We start from the raw sequence: 20,794 nt of genomic DNA on the forward strand, positions 1-20,794 counted from the left end.
TTACAATTTACGCTCCGTGCGGTAAACGAAGGCGAGCACTTCTGCAACTGCTTGGAAAAACTCTTCCTGGATCGGCTGATTAAGCTCCACTTTTTTATATAATCCGCGTGCCAGCGGTTTGTTTTCCACCATCATTACATCATTCGCCTTTGCAATTTCCTTGATTTTAAGCGCTACATGGTCCATTCCTTTCGCAATGACAATCGGTGTATCAGACTTTTTGTCGTCATACTGTATGGCAATCGCGAAGTGAGTCGGGTTGGTAATGACGACATCGGCTTTTGGAACCTCACTCATCATCCTCATCATGGACATCTGACGCTGCTTTTCTTTAATTTTGGAACGAATCAATGGATTACCTTCCATGTTTTTATGCTCATCCTTGATATCCTGTTTGGACATGCGGATATTCTTCTCAAAGTCAAACCGCTGATACGCATAATCCAGTGCTGCAATAAACAGCAAAGCCAAAGTAGCTGCAAAACCCATATATAACGTTATCTTGCCGAAAAACTGCATGGCATTCTCCGGAGCCTTCATGAACATGGTCATAACCGTATCCATGTTCTGCCAAAGCACATAGAAAGTCACCGCACCTACCAACCCGATCTTCAGCAAAGATTTCAGCAGCTCGACCAAAGCTCGGACAGAAAAAATACGTTTTGCCCCTTGGATTGGGTCAATCTTTTTCAAGTCAAACTTTATTGCTTCCCCGCTGAAAAGCAATCCGAACTGCCCAAAATTAGAAACCAGACCTGCAACGATGGCAAAGCCCATTATCGGGCCGACGATTTTAGCCAGGGCTATGCTCATCTCGACTAGCAGCGTCTGCACTGTATTTGCGGTGACTTCCTGTGTGAGATATACATCAAATACACTTGTGAATAACTGGAGGAACTGTCCTTTGAAATATCCGCCCATCAAAGCCAGGACCCCTAAGGAGATTAAAAGCAATATTGCGGTATTGACATCCTGACTCTTGGCAACCTGTCCTTTTTTCCTAGTATCCTGCCGTTTTTTCGGCGTCGCTTTCTCTGTTTTCTCACCAGCGAAAAATTGCAGATCCAAACGGTATTTCATTTAAGCCCCTCCAAACAGAACCATCAAATCACGCATTGCCACCAGCATATAGTCGAACAAGTGCCGAACCACTGTCATATAAACGCCGATCGAAAGAAATAGCAGCACGAATGCCACAAGTATCTTAATCGGCAAGCCAACGACAAAAACATTCAACTGCGGCACTGTTCTTGCTACTATTCCGATGGCTACGTCAACCAGAAACAGACAGCCGACAAGCGGTATACTCATCTGGAATGCGATTAGAAACATCTGCCCGAAGGATCGGAGCACCAATTCTATAAATGATTGATCGCCAAATGGCACCATTTCATCCAAAGGAATCAGCTGATAACTGTAGAAAATACCATCGATCAAGAGCAGATGCCCGTTGACGGACAGCAGGAACAACGTTGCAATCGTATAAAGGAATTGACCTGTCAAAGGACTTTGAGCCCTCGTAACCGGATCGATGACATTGGCAATCGCAAATCCCATCTGAAAATCGATCAAACCTCCGGCAACATTGATTGCCTGAATGACGATGAAAGCGAGCAAACCGATTGCCAGGCCAACCATCGCTTCTTTGAAAAGTAAAAGGAAATACGTATGATCGACCGGAATCGTCGGGCGATCGATCGTAAAGAATATGATCAAAGCAAGAAAAAAACTGAATCCAATCTTGAATGTTGTCGGCACATTCCGATAAGAAAATAGCGGGACTGTCACAAAAAAAGCAACAAGACGAACCAAAATCAATGCAAATGCTGGTACAACGGTATAATCAATCTGTGCAAGCATCTACTCAGCCCACAAATTGATCCAAATTCTGCAGTATACCTGCCGCGAACTCGACCATTCTTGTCAGCATCCATGGACCGAAGAATACCAAACCCACTAATACTGCGACTATTTTTGGAATGAACGCAAGCGTCTGTTCCTGTATTTGCGTCGTCGCTTGGAATATACTGACGATCAGACCGACAGCAAGCGCCAAGATAAGCAAAGGTCCGCTGACAATCAGCACTGTATAGATACCGCGTTCTGCAATGGAAATAACAAATTCACTGCTCATAAACGTTACGCTCCTTCATCTGTTAAAACCCTCGCAGTAACGAGGATGTAACCAAATACCAGCCATCCACCAAAACAAATAACAGAATCTTGAATGGCAAAGAAATGATTACCGGCGGCAGCATCATCATCCCCATTGACATAAGGATGCTGGCTACAGCCATATCAATGACCAGGAATGGGATAAAAATCATGAAACCCATTTGGAAAGCCGTCTTCAGCTCACTGATGGCAAAGGCCGGCACAAGCGTTGTCAACGGAATATCCTCGACTGATTCCGGTTTTTCCAAGCCGGCATAATTCATGAATAGAGATAAATCCTTTTGTCTTGTTTCTTCCGCCATAAACGTCTTGATCGGACCGCTTGCTTCCGTATAGGCGTCATCAAGCGATATTTCATCATTCATCAATGGTGTGATAGCCTGATCATTTATTTCATTGAAGGTCGGCGCCATGATGAAGAAGGTCATGAATAATGCAATCCCGATCAATACTTGTGTCGGAGGTGTCTGCTGTGTGCCTAAGCTCATCCTTACAAACGACAGCACGACAACAATCCTCGTAAAGCATGTCATCAGGATCAAAATCCCTGGTGCCAAGGAAAAAACAGTCAATAATAGCAGCAATTTTACCGAGGTCGATACACTCTCGGGGTCGGTTCCAGAAAATATATTGATAAAATCATTCATTGTCTGTATCCTTCCTTTGCTGCTGTTTCAATTGGTTTCGTGACTGTTTCAGCTTCCTTATTTCCGCTTTGAATTGTTCCTGGAAGCTGGATGCAGCCCCGCCTTCACGAGCTGCTGTTTCCTGCTGGTGCTTTTCCTCTTGCTGTTTCTTGCCCGGCATGATATTCGCCAATAAGGCGGATGCCTTCATTTCCTGCTGATCTTGTTCCGTTAGTTCCTTGATTGTCTGCTCATCATCGATTTCAGTCAGTAAATCAACGTTGTCCCCGACTCCAAGCATATACACCTTTTCACCAACCCGGACAATTTGGACGGATTTATTGTTACCAAGTGCGATCCCTCCAATATTCTCCATAGCCCGGACTTGCTGGAATAGGCGATTCCGCTTATTCAAAAACTTGAGTAGGACATAGATCAGTCCAAGCACGACTGCCAGTGCCAATGCAAGCTTTACTAGATTCAAAAAGGTCGATGTGCCTCCAGCTTTTGCATCAGCCGAATCCGCTGCAGGTGTATTTTCTTGTTGATTTCCGGCTTCATTCATATCTTTGCAGTCATCCGATTGCGCAGCATCTGTCTTCATGCAATCCTCCACACTCGCTGCCGCATCGGCAGAAATCGGAGAAATGACGAGATGCACCAACACAAGGAGCATGCATGCCCAGACTGTTCTTTTCATCATTTCCTACTCACCTTTTTAGCTCAATGCTTTTTGAATTGCTTCTACAACACGGTCAGCCTGGAATGGTTTGACGATGAAGTCCTTTGCACCAGCTTGGATGGCATCGATGACCATCGCTTGCTGACCCATGGCAGAGCACATGATCACTTTAGCTTCTGGATATTGGTTTCTGATTTCCTTCATTGCTGCAATACCATCCATTTCCGGCATTGTAATATCCATCGTCACCAAATCAGGAGTCAATTCCTTATATTTTTCAACAGCCTGCTGGCCATCTTGTGCTTCCCCTACAACTTCAAAGCCGTTCTTTGTCAAGATATCCTTGATCATCATGCGCATGAATGCAGCGTCGTCTACGATTAGAATTCTGTTTCCCATATTTTCTCTTCCTTTCAATGGTCAAATTAGTTGATCGATCTTAATCTATCGGATTGGCTAAGGATATCCGTAACACGTACACCGAAATTCTCCTCGATGACGACAACTTCTCCTTTGGCAATCAATTTATCATTTACATGGATGTCCACCGGTTCACCTGCGAGCTTGTCCAATTCCACGACAGAACCGACCGATAGCTCCAGGATCTCCTTGATGGTGCGTTTTGTACGGCCTAACTCAACCGAAACTTTCAAAGGGATGTCCATCAGCAAGTCCAAATTGCGCGGCTGCTCGGCCGGGGCAGCAGCTGGTGTATCAAAACTCGTGAAAGCTGCTTGCTGCACATTCGGAGCAGGCTTTGTCGGCTGCGGCGCTGTTTGTGCAGGTGTTTCCTGAACAGCCGGCTGTACTTGAATCGGAGCTTCCTGTACCGGCTGTGCTGTCACTTCCGGCTCTGGCTCAGCAGGCTGCAGCAGCTCATTCACCATATCCTTGGCAAAATCGGTTGATAATAGCTGCATGATGGAAGAGTCGATCAAGTCACCGATTTTCAAATCGAATGACACACTTACTACCTGATCATCGTCTGGCAATTTATCGGCTCCAGTACCATCTGATAGATTCATCAATGCAATGGATGGCGGAGAAATATCCACTTTTTTACTGAATACGGTGCTCATGCTCGTAGCCGCTGCACCCATCATCTGGTTCATTGCTTCCTGTACAGCACTTTGATGGATCTCGTTGAACTCTTCGGCTGGTGCATTTCCATCACCGCCAAGCATTAAATCCGCAATGATCGCAGCATCACGCTGCTTGATGACGAACAAGTTCGTACCCGAAAACCCTTCCGTATAGCTTACTTCGATAGCCACATTGGGCTGTGGGAATTTTTCATACAAATCGGACCGTTTGACAACTGACGTTTTAGGTGTTGTAATGTCCACCTTCTGATTCAAAAGTGTCGATAATGTAGTTGCTGAACTACCGAACGAGATATTGCCTATTTCACCAAGTGCATCTACTTCCATCGAATCCAAATCTTCTTTAGGGAGGATCTGCTCATCATCTGTGCTGGTCGAATCATCATCTGATCCTTTCAATAATGCATCTATCTCTTCTTGGGATAACATATTGTCAGTCATTTTCTTCCCCCCCTGTTTCAATCTCTTCCATTATTTGTATCGCCATTCTATTTTTCTGTTTGCCTGGCTGTGCTTTGAATTTCACTTGGTTGTCCACTTTTACATCCATTGGACGATCAATCGGCTGATTCAGCATCAGCACATCACCTTCCTGGAGTTTCATCAACTCCTCGACCTGGATCATCGTTTCCCCGAGAATCGCCTTCAAGTCGATGGAAGCTTTCTGTATACTAGCCGATAAATCCCGCCATTCCGTCTCGTTACCTTGCTTGTCTACAGGAGCCTGCATCCAGTAATGAATGGAAAGCTTCGATATAATCGGCTCCAAAACAACATGCGGAATACAGATATTGATCATCCCGGACGTTTCCCCGATTGTTGAATTCAGTGTTACCACGACGACCGTCTCATTCGGCGACACCATTTGAAGGAACTGTGGGTTGACCTCAAACTCTTCCAATACAGGCTCTACTTCCTCTATCGATTGCCATGCCGCTTTCAAGTTCTCCATTCCGGATTCAAACAACTGTGTCATGAGTATCGTTTCAATTTCAGTCAAATTGTTGATTTTATTGACACTGCTGCCGCGCCCGCCAAGTGTCCTATCCAGCATTGCAAACGCAATGTTCGGGTCATACTCCATCAAAATCTTGCCCTCGAGTGGTGACAGACTATATGTATTCAGAATGGTCATCGTCGGAATCGAACGGATGAACTCCTCGTAAGGCACTTGATCGACAGACGCAACTGATATCTGAACAAACGTCCGCAGCCTGGCTGAATAGAAAGTCGTCAGTAATCTTGCGAAATTCTCATGAACACGCGTAATGCTGCGTATTTGATCTTTCGAGAAACGGAGTGCCCGTTTAAAGTCATATGTTTTCACCTTTTTGGCTTTATCGTCCTGTTTCAGCTCATCTGCATCCATTTCACCGGAAGATATAGCGGATAACAGTGCATCGATCTCATGCTGTGATAAGACCTCTTCTGCCATGCACGTCACCTCCGTTCCTGCTTTTCAGTGGTTTATTGTAATACTTTGCTGATCGTATAGGCATCCTTGATCGAGCCTTCTTGCATTTCCTCATTCAGTTTTTTCTTCAGATTGGCTTCCAAGTCCGCCAATCCAGCTTGGAAATCGTCTTTATTCATCGTGGTCATTTCCTTGATCACCAGATTCTTCAGCTGAAACTGTCTTGCAGTCAGTTCTTCCTTCGCTTTTTCACCGTCTGTGATGAGCTGGAATTGAATCCGGACAATACTGCCATCTTCCAAGTCCGTCGTGATCTCATCCGTTGTCACGGAATGTTCAGCAAGCTCTGTTGCAGAAGGTTCCTTCGCTTCGGATGTAGGGCTCGTGAAGAAATTCCAAGCCGCGTAACCGCCAGCACCCAAGATGATGACAACCGATAAAATGATTATAATTACTTTAGCGTTCATTCTTCTCTTGTTTCTCCTTTGTACCGATCAAGCCGATAGATTGATAGAATTCGCGGATTTTCCTCACAACTTCTATCTCTGACTCCTGAACGATGATTTTTTTACTGGAAGTGAGTGTGATCGTCGTATCAGGAAAGGATTGGATTTGCTCAATGAACAATGCATTCAATGAAAATGATTCTCCATTCAATCTTGTTAACTGAATCATATCTAAAGGGAGCCAGGAACCCCCTTCACCTCCTTTTAACGTTTCAGGTTAACAAGCTCTTCCAAAATTTGATCGGAAGTAGTGATGATTCTAGTATTTGCCTGGAAACCACGCTGCGCGATGATCATATTGGTGAATTCTTCGGAAAGGTCGACGTTGGACATTTCCAAGGCACCAGCAACCACTTTCGCAGTACCGTCAGCCTCGCTGTTTGGTATTTTAAAACCATTCAACGGCACATCCGCTCCACCCTGATAGTTATCTTCAATCATTAATCCTGCATTTGCAGTTAAGCTGTATGTGCTGCCACCATTCTTCACAAGGCCACCTGGATTGGAGAATTTAGCAAGTGCAATTTGGTAGGAGTTATCAGTTGCGCCCTCCGGGATTTCCCCGCCAGTGAACGAAATCTTCCCGGTTCCATCTATACTGATTTGTGTAGCACCTTCTGGAACTGTAATGGCTTCACCTAGAGCATTGAGAACAAATAGACCATCACTATTGACGAGTCTGCTCTCGCCGTCCAGGTAGAAGTTGCCCGCTCTAGTAAAACTGATGCCCGCATCATTTATACTATCTACTTCCGGATTTGATGAAAGTATGAACATTCCATCACCTTCCAATTGCAAATCCAGATTACGATCTGTATTTTGACGGTTACCTTGAGTATGTACATTATCAATTGCACCAATTTGGGATCCAGTACCTACTTGGCTGGCATTTGTTCCTCCAGTGCCATTGGCAACAGGGTCAGTGGAGGCTTTAATTTGCTGACTCATCATATCTTGGAACGTTATTCTGCTTTTTTTGTAGCCTGCTGTATTGACATTGGCGATATTATTTCCGACAACATCCAAGTTATTTTGAAAACCTTTCATTCCCGAGATACCAGAGTAAAGTGAGCGTAACATGCTTCATCATCCTTTTCTTTTTTATTCGTTGCTTACTTTAATAACAGCGTCTGCGTAAATCGACTTTCCATTCTCAAGTTCCAAAACAGCGTAGCCACCATTTTGCGTCACAGCTGTCACCTTACTGGTGATAGTGTCAGTGATTTCGCCTGAATCCAAGTCATATTCGTTATAAGTCACTTGCTTATCGATCATATGACTATACTGGAGAACAGGAGACATGACTGTCTGATTAGTGGCAATGGATTCAACGGCTTCCGATATATTCATCACTTGCTCCAAGTTGGTAAAGGAAGTCATTTGATCAACAAACTTCGAATCATCCATCGGGCTAGTTGGATCTTGGTTTTGCAATTGGACCATCAGGATCTGAAGAAAATCATCTTTGTCCAGTGTGGCACTTGGCGTTCTCGTTTTCTGCGAGTCTAAATAATAGCTGGAATCAATACTGCTTGTTGTTGTCATACCTTCAGCTCCTCCTGTTCAGAGAGAATTTCTGCAAAAGCTGTATCAAAACTGTCTTGGCTGTGCTGTTCTTGCTGGCCTCGTTCGCGGTTCTGCTGTTCTTCATTGGCATCTTGAAACTGTTGCTGACTGCTTCGCTCAGGTGATGTGGTTTGAATTTGATCCACACGCTCTGTAATACTCACTTGATGTGGAGAAAACATATGCTTGAGGCTCGATATATTGGAATCCAGCATTTCTTTTGCTTGTTTGGAAGCTGTAACGATCTGAACAGTTATATCCCCATTCTCACGGACCAGTTTCACTTGTAAATCACCAAGATTACCAGGCCGGAGCTGGATCGATAATTCCTTCAAACCATTCCTGTCAGATAACATACCGCTGAACTTTACAGCTTGTTCTATCTTTTGAACCAACTCTTTGCCAGCTTGCTCCGGAGCTTGTTCAGCTTGCTTCAGGTGGAAAACAAGCTGCTCCTGTTTCGATACTTGCAGCGTGCTGGCTTGTTTTGCATCAAAATTCTGAAGTTCTTGTTTTGGCTGTGTTGATCCTGCCTTGCTGGTTTGAGCTGTTTCATCCTTAGCAGCCTCTACTACTTGGCGGATTGCATTAGCAGCTTCGGTCAACTTAGGCGTCTGCTTAAGTTCTTGCAATGCTGTTTGATTTCTCACTGTCTGGCTATCCATTGTATTGGTGGCGGTCATTGCCTTTGCCGGCTGGAACAAGGATAGTGCATCTCGTTTGTTAGAAGGTGACGTGGTAGCCATCGACAAATCTTTCGGAGCATGCTTCTGAACGTCCGTATTTTCCGCTTGAGTTTCAGACGATTGATTACCTGCTTGTATCAATGTAGATAGAGCCGCTGAATTCGTCTTGGCTGGTAATGTTTGTTGCAAGAATGCCCCGATTCCATTACTGTTTGCAGCAGCATCGCTGTTCGCCAACTTAATCTGTAATTCCGCAAGCTGCGCTAAAATATCCTGAACCCCTGACTCCTGCTCCGACGGTTTGATGTTTCTCAGTACTTCTTCCGCCTTGTTCTTCAACTGGGTTGGCAGGAAAGCTGCTAAAATATCTTCCCCTAGCACTTGTTCCACAAGTTCCCAAGCATCTTCAGGTTGCTCTTTAAGGTCAAGGGAATCCTCTGAAGGAGACTTATCGAAGAATGCCTTTAAAACGACCTGCATATCTTGCTTATCCTGTAAATCTTCCATCTCAGGTACGGAGCCTTCGGGATAATTCAATATCTCGTTATTTGTTTTTGCCGTAGCTTGCTGAAACAGACTTTGAAATACATCACTTCCAGCGGTTGTTTTCTTCTGTGCCTGTAAAGTAGGAACAGCCTGGGCTGAAGGTAAAGATAAGATCATATTATTCATTCTTCTCCTCCCCCTTCTCGGCCTCATCAACCATCGCACTCGTGTAGGTTGCCGCTGCCTCCGCATCCATGGCAGCAAGGATCGTTCCCCGTTTTTTACCAGAAAGCTCCTGCAGAACTCCCAAGGCTTTTTCGTTATCCATCTTGCTGATGATGGCCGCTGCTTTTGCGTCATCCATCTTACTAAAAGACGATGCAGCTTCCTTATATGGTGTCGCCGCTTCTTCCCCTTCTGCTGTCCCTCCACCAGAAGTCGATTGTGTCCCGGCAGTATCACTGGCTGGTTCGGTACCATTGAGCTGATTCTCCAGTTTGATGATCTGTTGATTGAGATCATCTATTTCTGCATTTTTAGCATCCTCGGTGTCTTTCATCATGTCGATTGTTGCTTGCTGGTCTTTCAGCTGTTTTTTCAGTTTTTCTGCATCTGCGGTGCTGCTTGAAGCAGAGGTCGATTCATCATTGACCATGTTGCCAATGACTGGAATGCCAGATGCGAGCTTTGCGACCGACACACCCGAAAATTCCAATATCGCGATAACAAGTACTGCTGCCAGTACGACTGGCAATAAAAAGTAGAGGATGAATCCTTTTCCTTTACCTTTTTTCTTTGGTTGATCGTTTTTTTGTTTTGCCATATACTATCGTGCTCCATTTGCTAAGAATTGGCGGATGGATATGTCATCCATCTGCTTATTTTCTTCATCCTGCAGCTTCCTCCATGCTTCCTGGCGCTTCTTCTCCAAAAGCTTTTCGATTTTCTTCACTTCTATATAAGCTTCCGAAAGCAATTCCTGCTTTTCCATCATGGCCTGACGAGCAAATTGTACCGCTAGCTGGGCCCGGTCTATCTGTCGGTTGATCGATTCCAAAAAAGCGTGATGTTCGGATAACCGCTGGATAGGAACGGAAGCTGCCAAACCTTTGGAAAGCTGCTCTTCAGCATCTTCTTTTTTCTTGAGCAATTCATATAAAGTTGTTGCTGCTGCTTCGAACTGCTGCTGTTTCTCAGCAAAGGCTTGCTGTGCTGTTTTCCGCTCACGCTCTTTCATGCGCAATATCTTTTCGAACACCTTCATGTCGGCCATCGGATCATCCCTTTCCTATCAGCTGCCGCATCAGCTGGATTGCTTCTGGACGACTGGTAAACTCATGCATCCCTTGCTTCAGAAAATCGAGTATCGGTTTTTGATAGCTGATTGCTTCATCGATATCCTTACTCGTCCCTTTTTTATAAGCGCCGATTTGGATCAATTCCCGGTTTTCTTCATAAAGTGCCAGCATCGTCCGAAGCCGCTGTGCCAGCTGATACACTTCTTCATCGGTAATCTGCGGCATCACCCGACTGATCGATTTCAGTACATTAAGCGCAGGAAACTGGCCTTGTTCAGCTAATTTCCGATCCAGGACAAAATGCCCATCCAAAATCCCTCGTACTGTATCTGCAATCGGTTCATTCATATCGTCCCCATCCACAAGCACGGTATAAAACGCAGTAATGGCACCCGATTCATTCGTTCCAGTCCGCTCCAAGAGCTTAGGGAGAGCAGCAAATACTGATGGCGTATACCCTTTCGTTGTTGGCGGCTCACCTGAAGCCAGGCCGATTTCCCGCTGTGCCATCGCCACCCGGGTGACCGAATCCATCATCAAGTTCACATGCATTCCCTGATCACGGAAATATTCACAGATAGCTGTCGCCGTGTACGCACCTTTGATTCGCATGAGGGCAGGCTGATCGGATGTAGCAACAACGATAATCGACCTTTTGATTCCTTCCTCCCCTAAATCTTTTTCAATGAACTCACGTACTTCTCTTCCGCGCTCGCCGATTAACGCGATCACATTGACATCGGCACTCGATTTACGAGCTATCATTCCAAGAAGTGTACTCTTCCCCACGCCACTTCCGGCGAAAATACCGACTCGCTGCCCTTGACCGACCGTCAAAAGGCTATCTATCACACGGACACCTGTTTCAAGTGGTTCCAATATCCTTGGTCTGGTCATCGGATTCGGGGGATTGCGGTCCGTCGTAAAAGATTTCAATCCTTTCGGGAGCATGCTGCCATTCAGCGGCTGACCTAATGGATCAATGATGCTGCCAATCAACCCATGACCGATTTTGACTGACAGCGGGGCACCGGTCGCTTCGACCAGACAGCCAGGTCCAACATCTTTCAGCGGTGCAAATGGCATGAGCAATACTTTCTCGTCATCGAACCCAACAACCTCTGCCAGGAACTTTTCCTCTGACGCAGAAGATGGATGTATATAGCAGATTTCCCCGACACTCGTCACCGGACCATGTGACTCAATCAGCAATCCGACGACTCTATGAATTCTCCCGTATCGTTTGTAGGTATCTAAGTTATCCAATTCATCGATGTATCGACTTAGCATCACTTCGATTCCTCTCGCCTGAGCTCAAACAGCTTCTCTCGGAGAACAGCCAGCTGGGAATCGATGCTTGCATCGATCCTTCCATGCTTGGTTTCCAAAATGCAGCCGCCTGCTGGCAAATCATGCTGCGGCATGATCATGAGATCGAAATCTTTGCCAGTCAATAAAGCCAATTCCTCTTTTTGCTGCAAAACTAGCTCATAGCTGTCGGGATGAACATAAAGACGCAAATCGCTGCGTTCCTTCCAGTCAGCTATTGCACCTTTTACAAGTGCCAAATAACTTTCCGGTTCAGCTTCCAATTGCTGATGCAAGATCTTTTCTGCTAGCTTCAAACCAAGATCCAGTAAGGCGTCCTCACTTGTTTCGACGGTTTCTTTATAGTCTTGCTGCGCCAGCTCAATAAGGTGCTTTGCTTCGTCAATTCGTGATTGATACGATTGCAAACCTTCGTTCTGGCCGGCGTCGAAGCCTTTTTGATACCCTTCAAGCTGTGCTTGTTCCATCAGTTCCTGCTTTTTTGACTCCCATTGACTTTTCTGTTCATCCACTGCCTGTTGGGCTGCTAGCAGAATTTGTTCTGCTTCCGCTTTCGCATCCTGGATATACTGATAGTGCTCTGTCTCTGCTTGGCGTGCTGCTTTCTGTTCGGCATCTTCATCGGTATCAAGCGTCAGCTTGATTGGCCTGATACCGATGATTTTCGATTCTTTCACTGCAACTGATTGCCAAATATTAGACAATGATGTCATCTCCTCCGCCACGGGATATGATTATCTCGCCGACTTCCTCCAATCGTCGAATAACGGAAACGATACGGCTTTGCGCTTCTTCTACATCCTTCAGACGTACAGGACCCATGAATTCCATCTCCTCTTTGAATGTCTGCGCCATCCGGTCAGACATATTCTGGAATACGATGTCTTTCACTTCGTCGCTGGCCACTTTCAGGGCTAGTTTCAAGTCATCATTTTCAACTTCACGTATGACACGCTGAATGGCACGGTTATCCAATGTGACGATATCTTCAAAGATGAACATGCGTTTCTTGATTTCCTCAGCAAGTTCGGGATCCTGAACTTCCAACTCTTCCAGTATCGTCCTTTCGGTGCTGCGATCTACACCATTAAGCACTTCTACCACTGCCTGGATACCGCCAGTCTGTGTGAAATCCTGTGTTGCGGTTGTCGATAAATTCTTTTCCAGGATCTGTTCAACCTGATTGATGATTTCAGGAGATGTGCTGTTCATAGTGGCAATGCGCTTTGCCACATCGGCCTGCATATCCTGCGGCAATTCAGACAGGATCTGTCCGGATTGACCAGGATCCAGATAGGACAGCACCAATGCTATTGTCTGCGGATGCTCATTTTGGATGAAGTTTAGTACTTGTGTCGGATCTGCCTTTCGTGCAAAGTCGAAAGGTCTTACTTGCAACGTGGAAGTCAGCCTGTTCATGATTGCAGCGGCTTCTTCTGTTCCTAAAGCTTTTTCCAGAATCGACTTCGCGTAAGCAATTCCGCCTTGGGATATATAATCCTGAGCAATGGCTATTTGGTGAAATTGATCTATTATGGATTCCTTCTCTTCGCTGTCCACTTTCTTGACAGAAGATATTTCCAATGACATTCGCTCAATCTCTTCTTCAGTCAGATGCTTATATACATTTGCAGCCGTATCAGCTCCAAGGGAGATCATCAAGACCGCCGCTTTTTGTTTACCTGTCAAACGTCCTTTCACAGCTGCCATTCCTTCATTGCTCCTTTAATCTTCAGCCATCCAGCTTCGCAATAGTTTGGCGAAGTCCTCTGGAGACTCTTGTGCTAATTTTTCCAATTGCTTTTGTTTCAATGTTGCTTCCGTTTCTGGTGTATCATCAATCTCTTCTACGACGACAGGTTGTACTGCCACATCTTCTTCCAGCAATTCATCGTCTTCTTCCATTTGATTCCTTCTGGAGCGGATGAGCATAAATACGAGAACTGCCACTGCAGCCAAGAGAATACCGCCAACAACATACGCCCATATCGGAATGCCTGCACCGGCATTATCATCTGCTTGTGCGCCTTGATTTGCAGCAAATGGCTGGAAAACGACCGAGACACTGTTTTCCGGATTAATTGTCTGTGCCACTTCCGCATCGACAGATGTCGACACGATCGAATTCAGAATGGATGAGATACTTTCTTCTACTTGGGTTTGCTCCTGCTGTGTCAGTTGTTCTGCCTCTCCATTTTCTGCTGTAGTGTTCTTGTTGCTATCAACTGCGACTTGAATTCCGATGTCCCGAATGCTGTATGGGCTCTCTGTAATTTCTTTCTTGATTTTATTGAACTCGTAATTTACGGATTCTTTCACATTATTGTAAGCCCCATCACCAGTTGTTTCATCTTCCGCTGCAACATTCGGCACTTCTTCTTCACCGGTTCCGGCAACCCCGCCATCACCAGTCGGTTCACCTTCATATGTTTCTGTGATAGTCTCCACACTTACCGGTAAGCCCTCGTTATTTTCCTCATCAACAGGCTCCACAAGTTCCTCCGTCCGTGTCTCCTGATCAAAATCAATATCCGTTGTCACGGATACACGGACATTTTCAGCTCCGACCATGGCTGCAAGCATTTGCTGCACACGCTGCTGAATCCCTTGTTCCACTTCCTGTTTGATCCCCATCTGATTTGAATAAACATCTCCGCCAGCTTGAGCTGTATCCATGTTGATATACTCAAAATCCTGGTTGGTAATGACGATATTTTCTTCCGGAAGATTTGGAACCGTCTTGGAGACCAGTCGATACATCGCTTCTACTTGGTCAGGCTGAAAATCATATCCAGTCTCTGTGTTAAGTACAATTGAAGCGGATGCCTCTTCTTGCTGATCCGTGACAAAAACAGGGTCAGAAGGTTTATTTATCATAACTTCCGCACTCTTGATACCATCTATGTTGGTCAGCAATGTTGACAATTCCGTTTGAAGGGCATCAAGTTTGATCACATCGAATTCGTTGTCTGTCATTCCCCATGAAGCATTGTTACTGAAGAAGGAATAATCGATACTGCCCGTCTCCGGCAGGCCCGCTGCTGCCAAATCAACGAGCAGCCCTTCCGCCTGTGCATCCGGAACAAGTACGGTGGTTCCATTTCCTTCGAGTTCATATTTAACACCTTTTGCTTCCAGCTCTTCTTTTATCTTGCCGGCTTCCTGGGCAGAAAGATCTTTGTACAGCGGCACCATCGTCTCTTTCGTAGCAAAATAAGAACTGATACCGATGATTAAAACAAGAACAATCGGGGTACATATCAACAGTGCCTTTTGCCATACTGGTCTTGTCTGCCAGAAACTAGTTATCTTTTCTTTGTAACTTGCAATTCGCTGATTCATCTGGTTCCCCCAAAGCATAGGTCAAATTCATAATAAAAGCATATCTACTTTGACTGAGGATAGACTTACCATCCTTTTCTACATAGACATGCGCATCATTTCAGTATAAGCATCGATCGCTTTCTTTTGCACTTGAACAGCCGCATCCATAGCTACACTTGCTTTTTGAGACGCAATCATAACATCGTGCAGATTATCCACTTTTCCAGCGGCAAGGGCTTCTGTCATCTTATCAGATTCCTGCTGCGTTTCATTCAAACTCTCGATTGCAGATTTCAAACTATCAGTGAAACTAGCTTGGGCTTGGGCTGGTGTAGACTGTTTAACTGCAGAAAGACTGTTTGTTCCACTCAGTCCGCTGATTCCTTCAACTGCCATTTGTCACCCTCCTTTATTTTCCGATTTCCAAAGCTTTCTGGAGCATACCTTTTGTTGCATTCATTGCCGTAACGTTAGCTTCATATGATCTAGTAGCGCTAATAAGATCGGTCATTTCTTTTAAAGGGTCGACATTCGGCATTGCTACATATCCTTCTTCATTCGCATCAGGCGAAGTAGGGCTATATACCAGTTGAAATTCCGATTCGTCCTCAGTGATTTCAGAAACCCTCACACCCTTAGAGCCTGTCGAACTGCCTTGCGCTCGCTCTAAAAAGGAAGAGAAACTGTTCGTATTTTGCGATTCCAGCGAAACCATTTTCCGTCTGTACGGAACATAATCGCCATCTTCATCAATCGTTGCCCGTGTCGTCTCTGCATTCGCAATATTGGATGATACCACATCCATCCGCAGCCGCTGTGCAGTCAATGCACTAGCGCTTGTATTCAAGGAAGAAAAAATTGTCAAGATTAGTTGCCTCCTTTGATCACTTTGGATAAGCTGTTGAATTTGCCACTCATCCTATCGACAAGTGCCTGGTAGTATAACTGGTTATCTGCCAGTTCGGACATTTCCTTATCGACATCAACATTGTTTCCGCTATTGGTATAAGATGTATCTTCCTTTTTCGTCACTTGGAATTCAGAATGATCCGTTGTACTTCCAAAAGCGAGGTGTTTCGGATTTGTACGCTTGGCAGTGAAGGAGGCATCCATTGTCTCCTGCAAGGTATCCTTGAACGAAACTGCTTCTGCCTTATATCCAGGTGTATCAGCATTCGCTATATTATTAGCAATGGTCTGATTTTTGAGATTAGCGTAATCCAGTGAACGATCCAATGATTGTATCGTTTTACCATATAGGTCCATTGTAACTCCTCCCAGAGTGCTATGTATGCCGTCGAATTAGCTCTAATGTACACGATTATTGTATTGAATGCAGGAAGTCATGTCTATACGTTCTATGATAATTTTCTTATATTTAAAAAAATGGTCTAAGCATACTAAGTCTTTTAATCTACTTAACATCCATTTAATTACATTTTTCGCGTGATTTTTGGTGTTAACTTTTTTAATGGTATGAATAAAGTCTATTATCCACAATTCCCATCCCGAGTTTTTTCCTTTCTGAACCAGAAAATCTGAACACATTTTACTACTGTTTGATTAGAAATATCTGATTTTTGAAAGGGCTTTCTATAAAATGAATAAGTTATAGTATAAGAGTCACAAACAACCATAAAAAAAAAGGAAGCAGGCTTTTAGACCTGCTTCCCTTTTGATTAGCTTGTATGCTTTTGTAATTCAACTAGGAATTTATTATTAAGGACCTTGATGTATGTTCCTTTCATCCCTAAGGATCGAGATTCGATTACCCCTGCGCTTTCAAGCTTACGCAAAGCGTTGACGATAACAGAACGTGTAATGCCTACGCGGTCTGCCACTTTACTTGCCACCAACAAACCTTCGCTACCGTCCAGTTCCTCAAAGATGTGCTCGATCGCTTCCAGTTCACTATAGGAAAGAGAACTGATTGCCATTTGTACGACAGCTTTGCTGCGTGCTTCTGTCTCGATCTCTGCTGATTTCTGATGAAGGATCTCCATACCAACAACCGTTGCACCGTATTCAGCAAGCAATAGGTCATCATCACTGAAGTTCTCTGCAACCCGGCTGAGAATCAATGTTCCAAGACGTTCACCACCGCCGATGATTGGTACGATCGTTGTCAATCCGCCTTGGAAAAGATCTTTATTTTCGACAGGGAATGCTGTATGAGGGCTGTCGATACCGATGTTTGCAGTCGTTTGCTGTACTTGGAAAAGACCTTCCGTATACTCCTTGGGGAACTGTCTTTCCTCGAGCATTTGTTTCATTCTGTCATTCTCGATTGCCTGGTTGATCGAGAAACCGAGCAGTTTGCCGCGGCGGCTTACGATGAAGATATTACTCTCGATGACCCGCTGCAAGGTCTCGGACATATTGTTGAAGTTAACAGCCTTTCCTGCTGCTTTTTGCAGCATGAAGTTTATATCTCTTGCCTTATCTAATAATTTCATGATTTCCTCCTGTGATTTTATAAAATATACTGGCTCAGATCTTTATTTTTCGCAATTGATGCCAGCTTGTCATCTACATAACTAGGTGTGATCTGAATCGTACCCATGTTGATATCTGCCGCTTCGAAACTTAAGTCCTCCAGCAGCTTCTCCAAAATGGTATGAAGTCGACGTGCTCCTATATTGTCTGTTTCCTGATTCACTTCAAAAGCCACTTCCGCCAGTCTGGTAACAGCTTCGTCCGTAAACTCCACATTTATACCTTCTGTTTCCAATAAAGCACGGTATTGTTTCAGTAATGCATTGGAAGGTTCAATCAGGATCTTCTTGAAATCATCGACGGATAATTTCTCCAGTTCCACACGTATCGGGAAGCGCCCTTGCAGCTCAGGTATCAAATCCGACGGCTTTGCCATATGAAAAGCACCAGCTGCAACGAAAAGAATATGATCTGTTTTAACAGGTCCATATTTCGTCGTCACAGTGGATCCTTCCACGATCGGCAGAATATCACGCTGGACACCTTCACGGGATACATTGGCTCCTTGATCGCCCTTTGAAGCGACTTTATCTATCTCATCGATGAAGATGATACCAGCTTGTTCCACAAGCTGCACAGCTTCCTGGGATACTTCATCCATGTCGATCAGCTTCTGCGCCTCCTGCTGCACAAGCAGCGGACGGGCCTCGGATACAGGCAGACGGCGCTTTTTCTTCTTCTTCGGCATGAATTGACCCAATGCATCCTGCATATTCATACCCATCTGCTCCATACCTGAACCTTGCAGCATATCGAACATGGAAGCTTGCTGCTCCTCGATTTCAATTGTCACCATCGTATCTTCCAATTCCCCCATCGCAAGCATCCGCTCCGTACGGGCGCGTTTGGATTGGATCTCATCAGAAGGCTTTTCATCCTGTTCTTCATTTTGCTGCTGGTTGAAAAGCATCTCAAATGGATTTTTGAAATTACTCGACTGCTTCTTCGTTTCCGGTACAAGGAGTTTGATTAAGCGTTTCTCCGCTTGCTCTTTGGCTTTATCCTGGACAGCTTCCATTTTCTTTTCCCGTACGAGGCGAACGGAAGCCTCGACTAAATCCCGGACCATCGATTCGACATCACGTCCGACATAACCCACTTCCGTGAATTTCGTTGCTTCCACTTTGACAAATGGTGCACCAACCAGCTTCGCAAGCCTTCGGGCTATCTCTGTCTTACCAACGCCAGTCGGCCCGATCATCAGAATATTCTTCGGCGTTATTTCATCGCGCAAATCACTTTCCAGCTGCATACGGCGATATCTGTTCCTCAATGCCACCGCTACCGATCTTTTTGCATTTTGCTGTCCGATGATATAACGATCCAGCTGTGCTACGATTTGTTTCGGGGTCAAATTTGCCTCCATCATTACGCCTCCAATGTTTCCAACGTGATTTGATCGTTCGTGAATACACAGATTTCCCCAGCTATCTCGAGTGCAGCCTGTGCAATTTCAGCTGCACTTTTTTCTTCGGAATATCGCTTCAATGCCCGTCCTGCGCTGAGAGCAAAATTGCCGCCTGAACCGATGGCCAAAATGTCATCATCCGGTTCGATGACCTCGCCGGTTCCTGATACGAGGAACATCTGCTCTTTATTCATCACGATCAACATCGCTTCCAATTTGCGAAGGACTTGATCACTGCGCCATTCCTTCGCCAATTCCACCGCAGCCCGGGCAAGATTTCCATTATACGCTTCCAGCTTGCCCTCAAACTTTTCGAATAATGTGAAGGCATCCGCAACAGAGCCTGCAAAACCTGCCAGCACCTGTCCCTTGAAAAGTCTTCTCACTTTCTTCGCTTTATGTTTCATGACAACTTGATTGCCAAGTGTCACCTGTCCATCTCCAGACATCGCGCACTCGCCTTTATGGCGTACAGCGAAAATAGTGGTTGCATGAAATTCGGAACTCATGGCTATCCATCTCCTTTATTCCCGATTCGCTCTCGGATGGGTATTCATATATATCGTACGCAGTCGGTCTTTCGTCACATGCGTATAAATTTGCGTGGATGACAGATGTTCGTGACCAAGCAGTTCCTGCACAGCACGCAAATCAGCACCTTCATTCAGCATGTGCGTGGCAAATGTGTGGCGCAGCTTGTGCGGATGCAGGTGCATATGTACAGCGGACTGCTCAACCAGTTTATTCAGGATGAGACGTATCCCCCGTTCCGTAATCGGTTTTCCCCGGCTGTTCAAGAACAGTTTGCCGGTTTCTTCCTTTGATTTCTCCAAAAGGCGCTCGCGTCCGTCCTGTAAGTATCTACGAAACGCTTTCTCCATGAAACTGCCAAACGGAACATACCTCTCCTTGCGTCCCTTCCCTCGTACAAGGACGGTACCGATAGATAAGTCCACGTCATCAATCGTAATACCTGCACACTCACTGACACGCATACCTGTTCCGTAAAGGCACTCGAGGATGGCTTGATCCCTCTGTCCTAAAGGAGCTTCCAAATCCGAAGCCTCGAACAGTTTCTCTAACTCCTGTTCGTAAAGGAAACTCGGAACATAAGCAGGTGCCTTCGGCTGGACGAGCCGCAAGAACGGATTTGCCGCCACAACATCTTCCCGCTCCAGAAACTTATAAAAAGAACGCAGACTGGATATCTTGCGCGAAACAGTCCTTCTTGACAGCTTTTTCTCATATAGCTTAGTGAGGAATACGCGAACCACGGCAGGATCTGCTTGTTCAAATGATATAGATTCTGAAAGAAGGAATTCCAGGAAAAAATTCACATCATTCAGATAATAATATACGGTGTGCGGAGAAGCATGCTTCTCTACTTGCAAATAAGATTTGAACTCTTGGACGTACTGTTCTGCTCTTTTCAAATTGATCGCCTCACTTCAAGCGTATAAAGCTTAACATAACTTCAAGCAGAGAAGCAAACATTAGAAATCAAATTGTGGAAAAATTCTGAATCGGGGTCAGCATTGGCTTTAGTATGCCGTGCTTATACTTCATTGGCTTGTCCGTTGCTTGATTAGGTCGCTAAGTGGATGGAAGTCCTAACTGTTGTATACGTAAATGCAAGACTTCGAAGGGGCTCTCCTGCAGCAGGATGATCGGTGCTTCTTTGCAACAGGAAACCTT

26 protein-coding genes are annotated in these 20,794 nt (G+C 45.1%); all 26 read right to left on the reverse strand.

The genetic code is table 11. From position 1 onward, the window contains the following. The 26 genes from flhB to xerC all read right to left on the reverse strand — a co-directional run bounded on the left by flhB (position 1) and on the right by xerC (position 20,532). The gene (gene flhB, locus BLQ53_RS07010; protein ID WP_093726582.1) at positions 1 to 1,080 is read right to left on the reverse strand and encodes a flagellar biosynthesis protein FlhB; all 1,080 of its coding nucleotides are present in this window, start codon (positions 1,078 to 1,080) and stop codon (positions 1 to 3) included. Then, positions 1,081 to 1,860 (reverse strand): flagellar biosynthetic protein FliR, encoded by a 780-nt coding sequence (gene fliR / locus BLQ53_RS07015; RefSeq protein WP_093726583.1) that lies wholly within the window; start codon positions 1,858 to 1,860, stop codon positions 1,081 to 1,083. A 4-nt stretch (positions 1,861 to 1,864) separates the two neighbouring features. Then, positions 1,865 to 2,134, reverse strand: coding sequence for a flagellar biosynthesis protein FliQ (gene fliQ / locus BLQ53_RS07020; protein WP_093726584.1), 270 nt, complete (start codon positions 2,132 to 2,134; stop codon positions 1,865 to 1,867). 22 nt (positions 2,135 to 2,156) lie between these two features. Next, the gene (fliP, locus tag BLQ53_RS07025; protein ID WP_093726585.1) at positions 2,157 to 2,822 is read right to left on the reverse strand and encodes a flagellar type III secretion system pore protein FliP; all 666 of its coding nucleotides are present in this window, start codon (positions 2,820 to 2,822) and stop codon (positions 2,157 to 2,159) included. Continuing rightward, positions 2,815 to 3,504, reverse strand: a complete 690-nt coding sequence (fliO, locus tag BLQ53_RS07030) for a flagellar biosynthetic protein FliO (protein ID WP_093726586.1) — start codon at positions 3,502 to 3,504, stop codon at positions 2,815 to 2,817. The genes fliP and fliO overlap by 8 nt, the downstream gene beginning before the upstream one ends. 15 nt (positions 3,505 to 3,519) lie before the next feature. Further along, a complete protein-coding gene (locus tag BLQ53_RS07035; RefSeq protein ID WP_093726587.1) occupies positions 3,520 to 3,882 on the reverse strand; it encodes a response regulator in 363 nt (120 codons plus the stop codon). A 26-nt stretch (positions 3,883 to 3,908) separates the two neighbouring features. Continuing rightward, complete coding sequence (gene fliY, locus BLQ53_RS07040) at positions 3,909 to 5,027, reverse strand: flagellar motor switch phosphatase FliY (protein WP_093726588.1); 1,119 nt, start codon at positions 5,025 to 5,027, stop codon at positions 3,909 to 3,911. Then, positions 5,020 to 6,021 carry a flagellar motor switch protein FliM gene (fliM, locus tag BLQ53_RS07045; RefSeq protein WP_093726589.1) on the reverse strand — a complete coding sequence of 334 codons (1,002 nt, stop codon included), beginning with the start codon at positions 6,019 to 6,021 and terminating at the stop codon, positions 5,020 to 5,022. Before fliM ends, fliY begins: the two co-directional genes overlap by 8 nt. A gap of 32 nt (positions 6,022 to 6,053) precedes the next feature. Beyond that, complete coding sequence (locus BLQ53_RS07050; RefSeq protein ID WP_093726590.1) at positions 6,054 to 6,467, reverse strand: flagellar basal body-associated FliL family protein; 414 nt, start codon at positions 6,465 to 6,467, stop codon at positions 6,054 to 6,056. Beyond that, positions 6,457 to 6,675: a flagellar FlbD family protein gene (locus BLQ53_RS07055; protein WP_093726591.1), complete on the reverse strand. Its 219-nt coding sequence runs from the start codon at positions 6,673 to 6,675 to the stop codon at positions 6,457 to 6,459. The genes BLQ53_RS07050 and BLQ53_RS07055 overlap by 11 nt, the downstream gene beginning before the upstream one ends. Positions 6,676 to 6,710: 35 nt before the next feature. Next, on the reverse strand, positions 6,711 to 7,586 hold the full coding sequence (locus BLQ53_RS07060) for a flagellar hook-basal body complex protein (RefSeq protein ID WP_093726592.1): 876 nt from the start codon (positions 7,584 to 7,586) through the stop codon (positions 6,711 to 6,713). A 21-nt stretch (positions 7,587 to 7,607) separates the two neighbouring features. Beyond that, a complete protein-coding gene (locus BLQ53_RS07065) occupies positions 7,608 to 8,051 on the reverse strand; it encodes a flagellar hook capping FlgD N-terminal domain-containing protein (protein WP_093726593.1) in 444 nt (147 codons plus the stop codon). Further along, the gene (locus BLQ53_RS07070) at positions 8,048 to 9,430 is read right to left on the reverse strand and encodes a flagellar hook-length control protein FliK (RefSeq protein WP_170829605.1); all 1,383 of its coding nucleotides are present in this window, start codon (positions 9,428 to 9,430) and stop codon (positions 8,048 to 8,050) included. The genes BLQ53_RS07065 and BLQ53_RS07070 overlap by 4 nt, the downstream gene beginning before the upstream one ends. Further along, a complete protein-coding gene (locus BLQ53_RS07075; RefSeq protein ID WP_093726595.1) occupies positions 9,423 to 10,067 on the reverse strand; it encodes a magnesium transporter MgtE N-terminal domain-containing protein in 645 nt (214 codons plus the stop codon). Before BLQ53_RS07075 ends, BLQ53_RS07070 begins: the two co-directional genes overlap by 8 nt. 3 nt (positions 10,068 to 10,070) lie before the next feature. Further along, entirely contained in the window at positions 10,071 to 10,517 is a 447-nt protein-coding gene (gene fliJ, locus BLQ53_RS07080) for a flagellar export protein FliJ (protein ID WP_093726596.1), read from the reverse strand. Positions 10,518 to 10,521: 4 nt separating this feature from the next. After that, positions 10,522 to 11,832 (reverse strand): flagellar protein export ATPase FliI, encoded by a 1,311-nt coding sequence (gene fliI / locus BLQ53_RS07085; RefSeq protein ID WP_093726597.1) that lies wholly within the window; start codon positions 11,830 to 11,832, stop codon positions 10,522 to 10,524. Next, entirely contained in the window at positions 11,832 to 12,575 is a 744-nt protein-coding gene (gene fliH / locus BLQ53_RS07090) for a flagellar assembly protein FliH (RefSeq protein WP_170829606.1), read from the reverse strand. Before fliH ends, fliI begins: the two co-directional genes overlap by 1 nt. Continuing rightward, complete coding sequence (gene fliG, locus BLQ53_RS07095; protein ID WP_093726599.1) at positions 12,568 to 13,581, reverse strand: flagellar motor switch protein FliG; 1,014 nt, start codon at positions 13,579 to 13,581, stop codon at positions 12,568 to 12,570. Before fliG ends, fliH begins: the two co-directional genes overlap by 8 nt. A 15-nt stretch (positions 13,582 to 13,596) precedes the next feature. Further along, positions 13,597 to 15,213 carry a flagellar basal-body MS-ring/collar protein FliF gene (gene fliF / locus BLQ53_RS07100; RefSeq protein ID WP_093726600.1) on the reverse strand — a complete coding sequence of 539 codons (1,617 nt, stop codon included), beginning with the start codon at positions 15,211 to 15,213 and terminating at the stop codon, positions 13,597 to 13,599. A gap of 78 nt (positions 15,214 to 15,291) precedes the next feature. After that, complete coding sequence (gene fliE, locus BLQ53_RS07105; RefSeq protein ID WP_093726601.1) at positions 15,292 to 15,591, reverse strand: flagellar hook-basal body complex protein FliE; 300 nt, start codon at positions 15,589 to 15,591, stop codon at positions 15,292 to 15,294. A gap of 13 nt (positions 15,592 to 15,604) precedes the next feature. Further along, positions 15,605 to 16,060, reverse strand: coding sequence for a flagellar basal body rod protein FlgC (gene flgC / locus BLQ53_RS07110; RefSeq protein WP_093726602.1), 456 nt, complete (start codon positions 16,058 to 16,060; stop codon positions 15,605 to 15,607). 2 nt (positions 16,061 to 16,062) lie between these two features. After that, entirely contained in the window at positions 16,063 to 16,461 is a 399-nt protein-coding gene (flgB, locus tag BLQ53_RS07115; protein ID WP_093726603.1) for a flagellar basal body rod protein FlgB, read from the reverse strand. A gap of 413 nt (positions 16,462 to 16,874) precedes the next feature. Further along, a complete protein-coding gene (gene codY, locus BLQ53_RS07120) occupies positions 16,875 to 17,651 on the reverse strand; it encodes a GTP-sensing pleiotropic transcriptional regulator CodY (RefSeq protein WP_093726604.1) in 777 nt (258 codons plus the stop codon). A gap of 17 nt (positions 17,652 to 17,668) precedes the next feature. Further along, positions 17,669 to 19,057 (reverse strand): ATP-dependent protease ATPase subunit HslU, encoded by a 1,389-nt coding sequence (hslU, locus tag BLQ53_RS07125; RefSeq protein WP_093726605.1) that lies wholly within the window; start codon positions 19,055 to 19,057, stop codon positions 17,669 to 17,671. Positions 19,058 to 19,059: 2 nt separating this feature from the next. Further along, a complete protein-coding gene (gene hslV / locus BLQ53_RS07130) occupies positions 19,060 to 19,608 on the reverse strand; it encodes an ATP-dependent protease subunit HslV (protein WP_093726606.1) in 549 nt (182 codons plus the stop codon). Between the two features lie 15 nt (positions 19,609 to 19,623). Continuing rightward, positions 19,624 to 20,532, reverse strand: a complete 909-nt coding sequence (xerC, locus tag BLQ53_RS07135; protein ID WP_093726607.1) for a tyrosine recombinase XerC — start codon at positions 20,530 to 20,532, stop codon at positions 19,624 to 19,626. Between the last annotated feature and the right edge of the window lie 262 nt (positions 20,533 to 20,794).

This window comes from Terribacillus halophilus (genome assembly GCF_900101385.1).
In the GTDB taxonomy this organism is placed as follows: Bacteria; Bacillota; Bacilli; order Bacillales; family Amphibacillaceae; genus Terribacillus; species Terribacillus halophilus.

Bases quoted from the DNA above. Each gene is read 5' to 3' on its own strand.
- flhB (WP_093726582.1), bottom strand. From the start codon at position 1,080: ATGAAATACCGTTTGGATCTGCAATTTTTCGCTGGTGAGAAAACAGAG.
- fliR (WP_093726583.1), bottom strand. From the start codon at position 1,860: ATGCTTGCACAGATTGATTATACCGTTGTACCAGCATTTGCATTGATT.
- fliQ (WP_093726584.1), bottom strand. From the start codon at position 2,134: ATGAGCAGTGAATTTGTTATTTCCATTGCAGAACGCGGTATCTATACA.
- fliP (WP_093726585.1), bottom strand. From the start codon at position 2,822: ATGAATGATTTTATCAATATATTTTCTGGAACCGACCCCGAGAGTGTA.
- fliO (WP_093726586.1), bottom strand. From the start codon at position 3,504: ATGATGAAAAGAACAGTCTGGGCATGCATGCTCCTTGTGTTGGTGCAT.
- BLQ53_RS07035 (WP_093726587.1), bottom strand. From the start codon at position 3,882: ATGGGAAACAGAATTCTAATCGTAGACGACGCTGCATTCATGCGCATG.
- fliY (WP_093726588.1), bottom strand. From the start codon at position 5,027: ATGACTGACAATATGTTATCCCAAGAAGAGATAGATGCATTATTGAAA.
- fliM (WP_093726589.1), bottom strand. From the start codon at position 6,021: ATGGCAGAAGAGGTCTTATCACAGCATGAGATCGATGCACTGTTATCC.
- BLQ53_RS07050 (WP_093726590.1), bottom strand. From the start codon at position 6,467: ATGAACGCTAAAGTAATTATAATCATTTTATCGGTTGTCATCATCTTG.
- BLQ53_RS07055 (WP_093726591.1), bottom strand. From the start codon at position 6,675: ATGATTCAGTTAACAAGATTGAATGGAGAATCATTTTCATTGAATGCA.
- BLQ53_RS07060 (WP_093726592.1), bottom strand. From the start codon at position 7,586: ATGTTACGCTCACTTTACTCTGGTATCTCGGGAATGAAAGGTTTTCAA.
- BLQ53_RS07065 (WP_093726593.1), bottom strand. From the start codon at position 8,051: ATGACAACAACAAGCAGTATTGATTCCAGCTATTATTTAGACTCGCAG.
- BLQ53_RS07070 (WP_170829605.1), bottom strand. From the start codon at position 9,430: ATGAATAATATGATCTTATCTTTACCTTCAGCCCAGGCTGTTCCTACT.
- BLQ53_RS07075 (WP_093726595.1), bottom strand. From the start codon at position 10,067: ATGGCAAAACAAAAAAACGATCAACCAAAGAAAAAAGGTAAAGGAAAA.
- fliJ (WP_093726596.1), bottom strand. From the start codon at position 10,517: ATGGCCGACATGAAGGTGTTCGAAAAGATATTGCGCATGAAAGAGCGT.
- fliI (WP_093726597.1), bottom strand. From the start codon at position 11,832: ATGCTAAGTCGATACATCGATGAATTGGATAACTTAGATACCTACAAA.
- fliG (WP_093726599.1), bottom strand. From the start codon at position 13,581: ATGGCAGCTGTGAAAGGACGTTTGACAGGTAAACAAAAAGCGGCGGTC.
- fliF (WP_093726600.1), bottom strand. From the start codon at position 15,213: ATGAATCAGCGAATTGCAAGTTACAAAGAAAAGATAACTAGTTTCTGG.
- fliE (WP_093726601.1), bottom strand. From the start codon at position 15,591: ATGGCAGTTGAAGGAATCAGCGGACTGAGTGGAACAAACAGTCTTTCT.
- flgB (WP_093726603.1), bottom strand. From the start codon at position 16,461: ATGGACCTATATGGTAAAACGATACAATCATTGGATCGTTCACTGGAT.
- codY (WP_093726604.1), bottom strand. From the start codon at position 17,651: ATGAAATTATTAGATAAGGCAAGAGATATAAACTTCATGCTGCAAAAA.
- hslU (WP_093726605.1), bottom strand. From the start codon at position 19,057: ATGGAGGCAAATTTGACCCCGAAACAAATCGTAGCACAGCTGGATCGT.
- hslV (WP_093726606.1), bottom strand. From the start codon at position 19,608: ATGAGTTCCGAATTTCATGCAACCACTATTTTCGCTGTACGCCATAAA.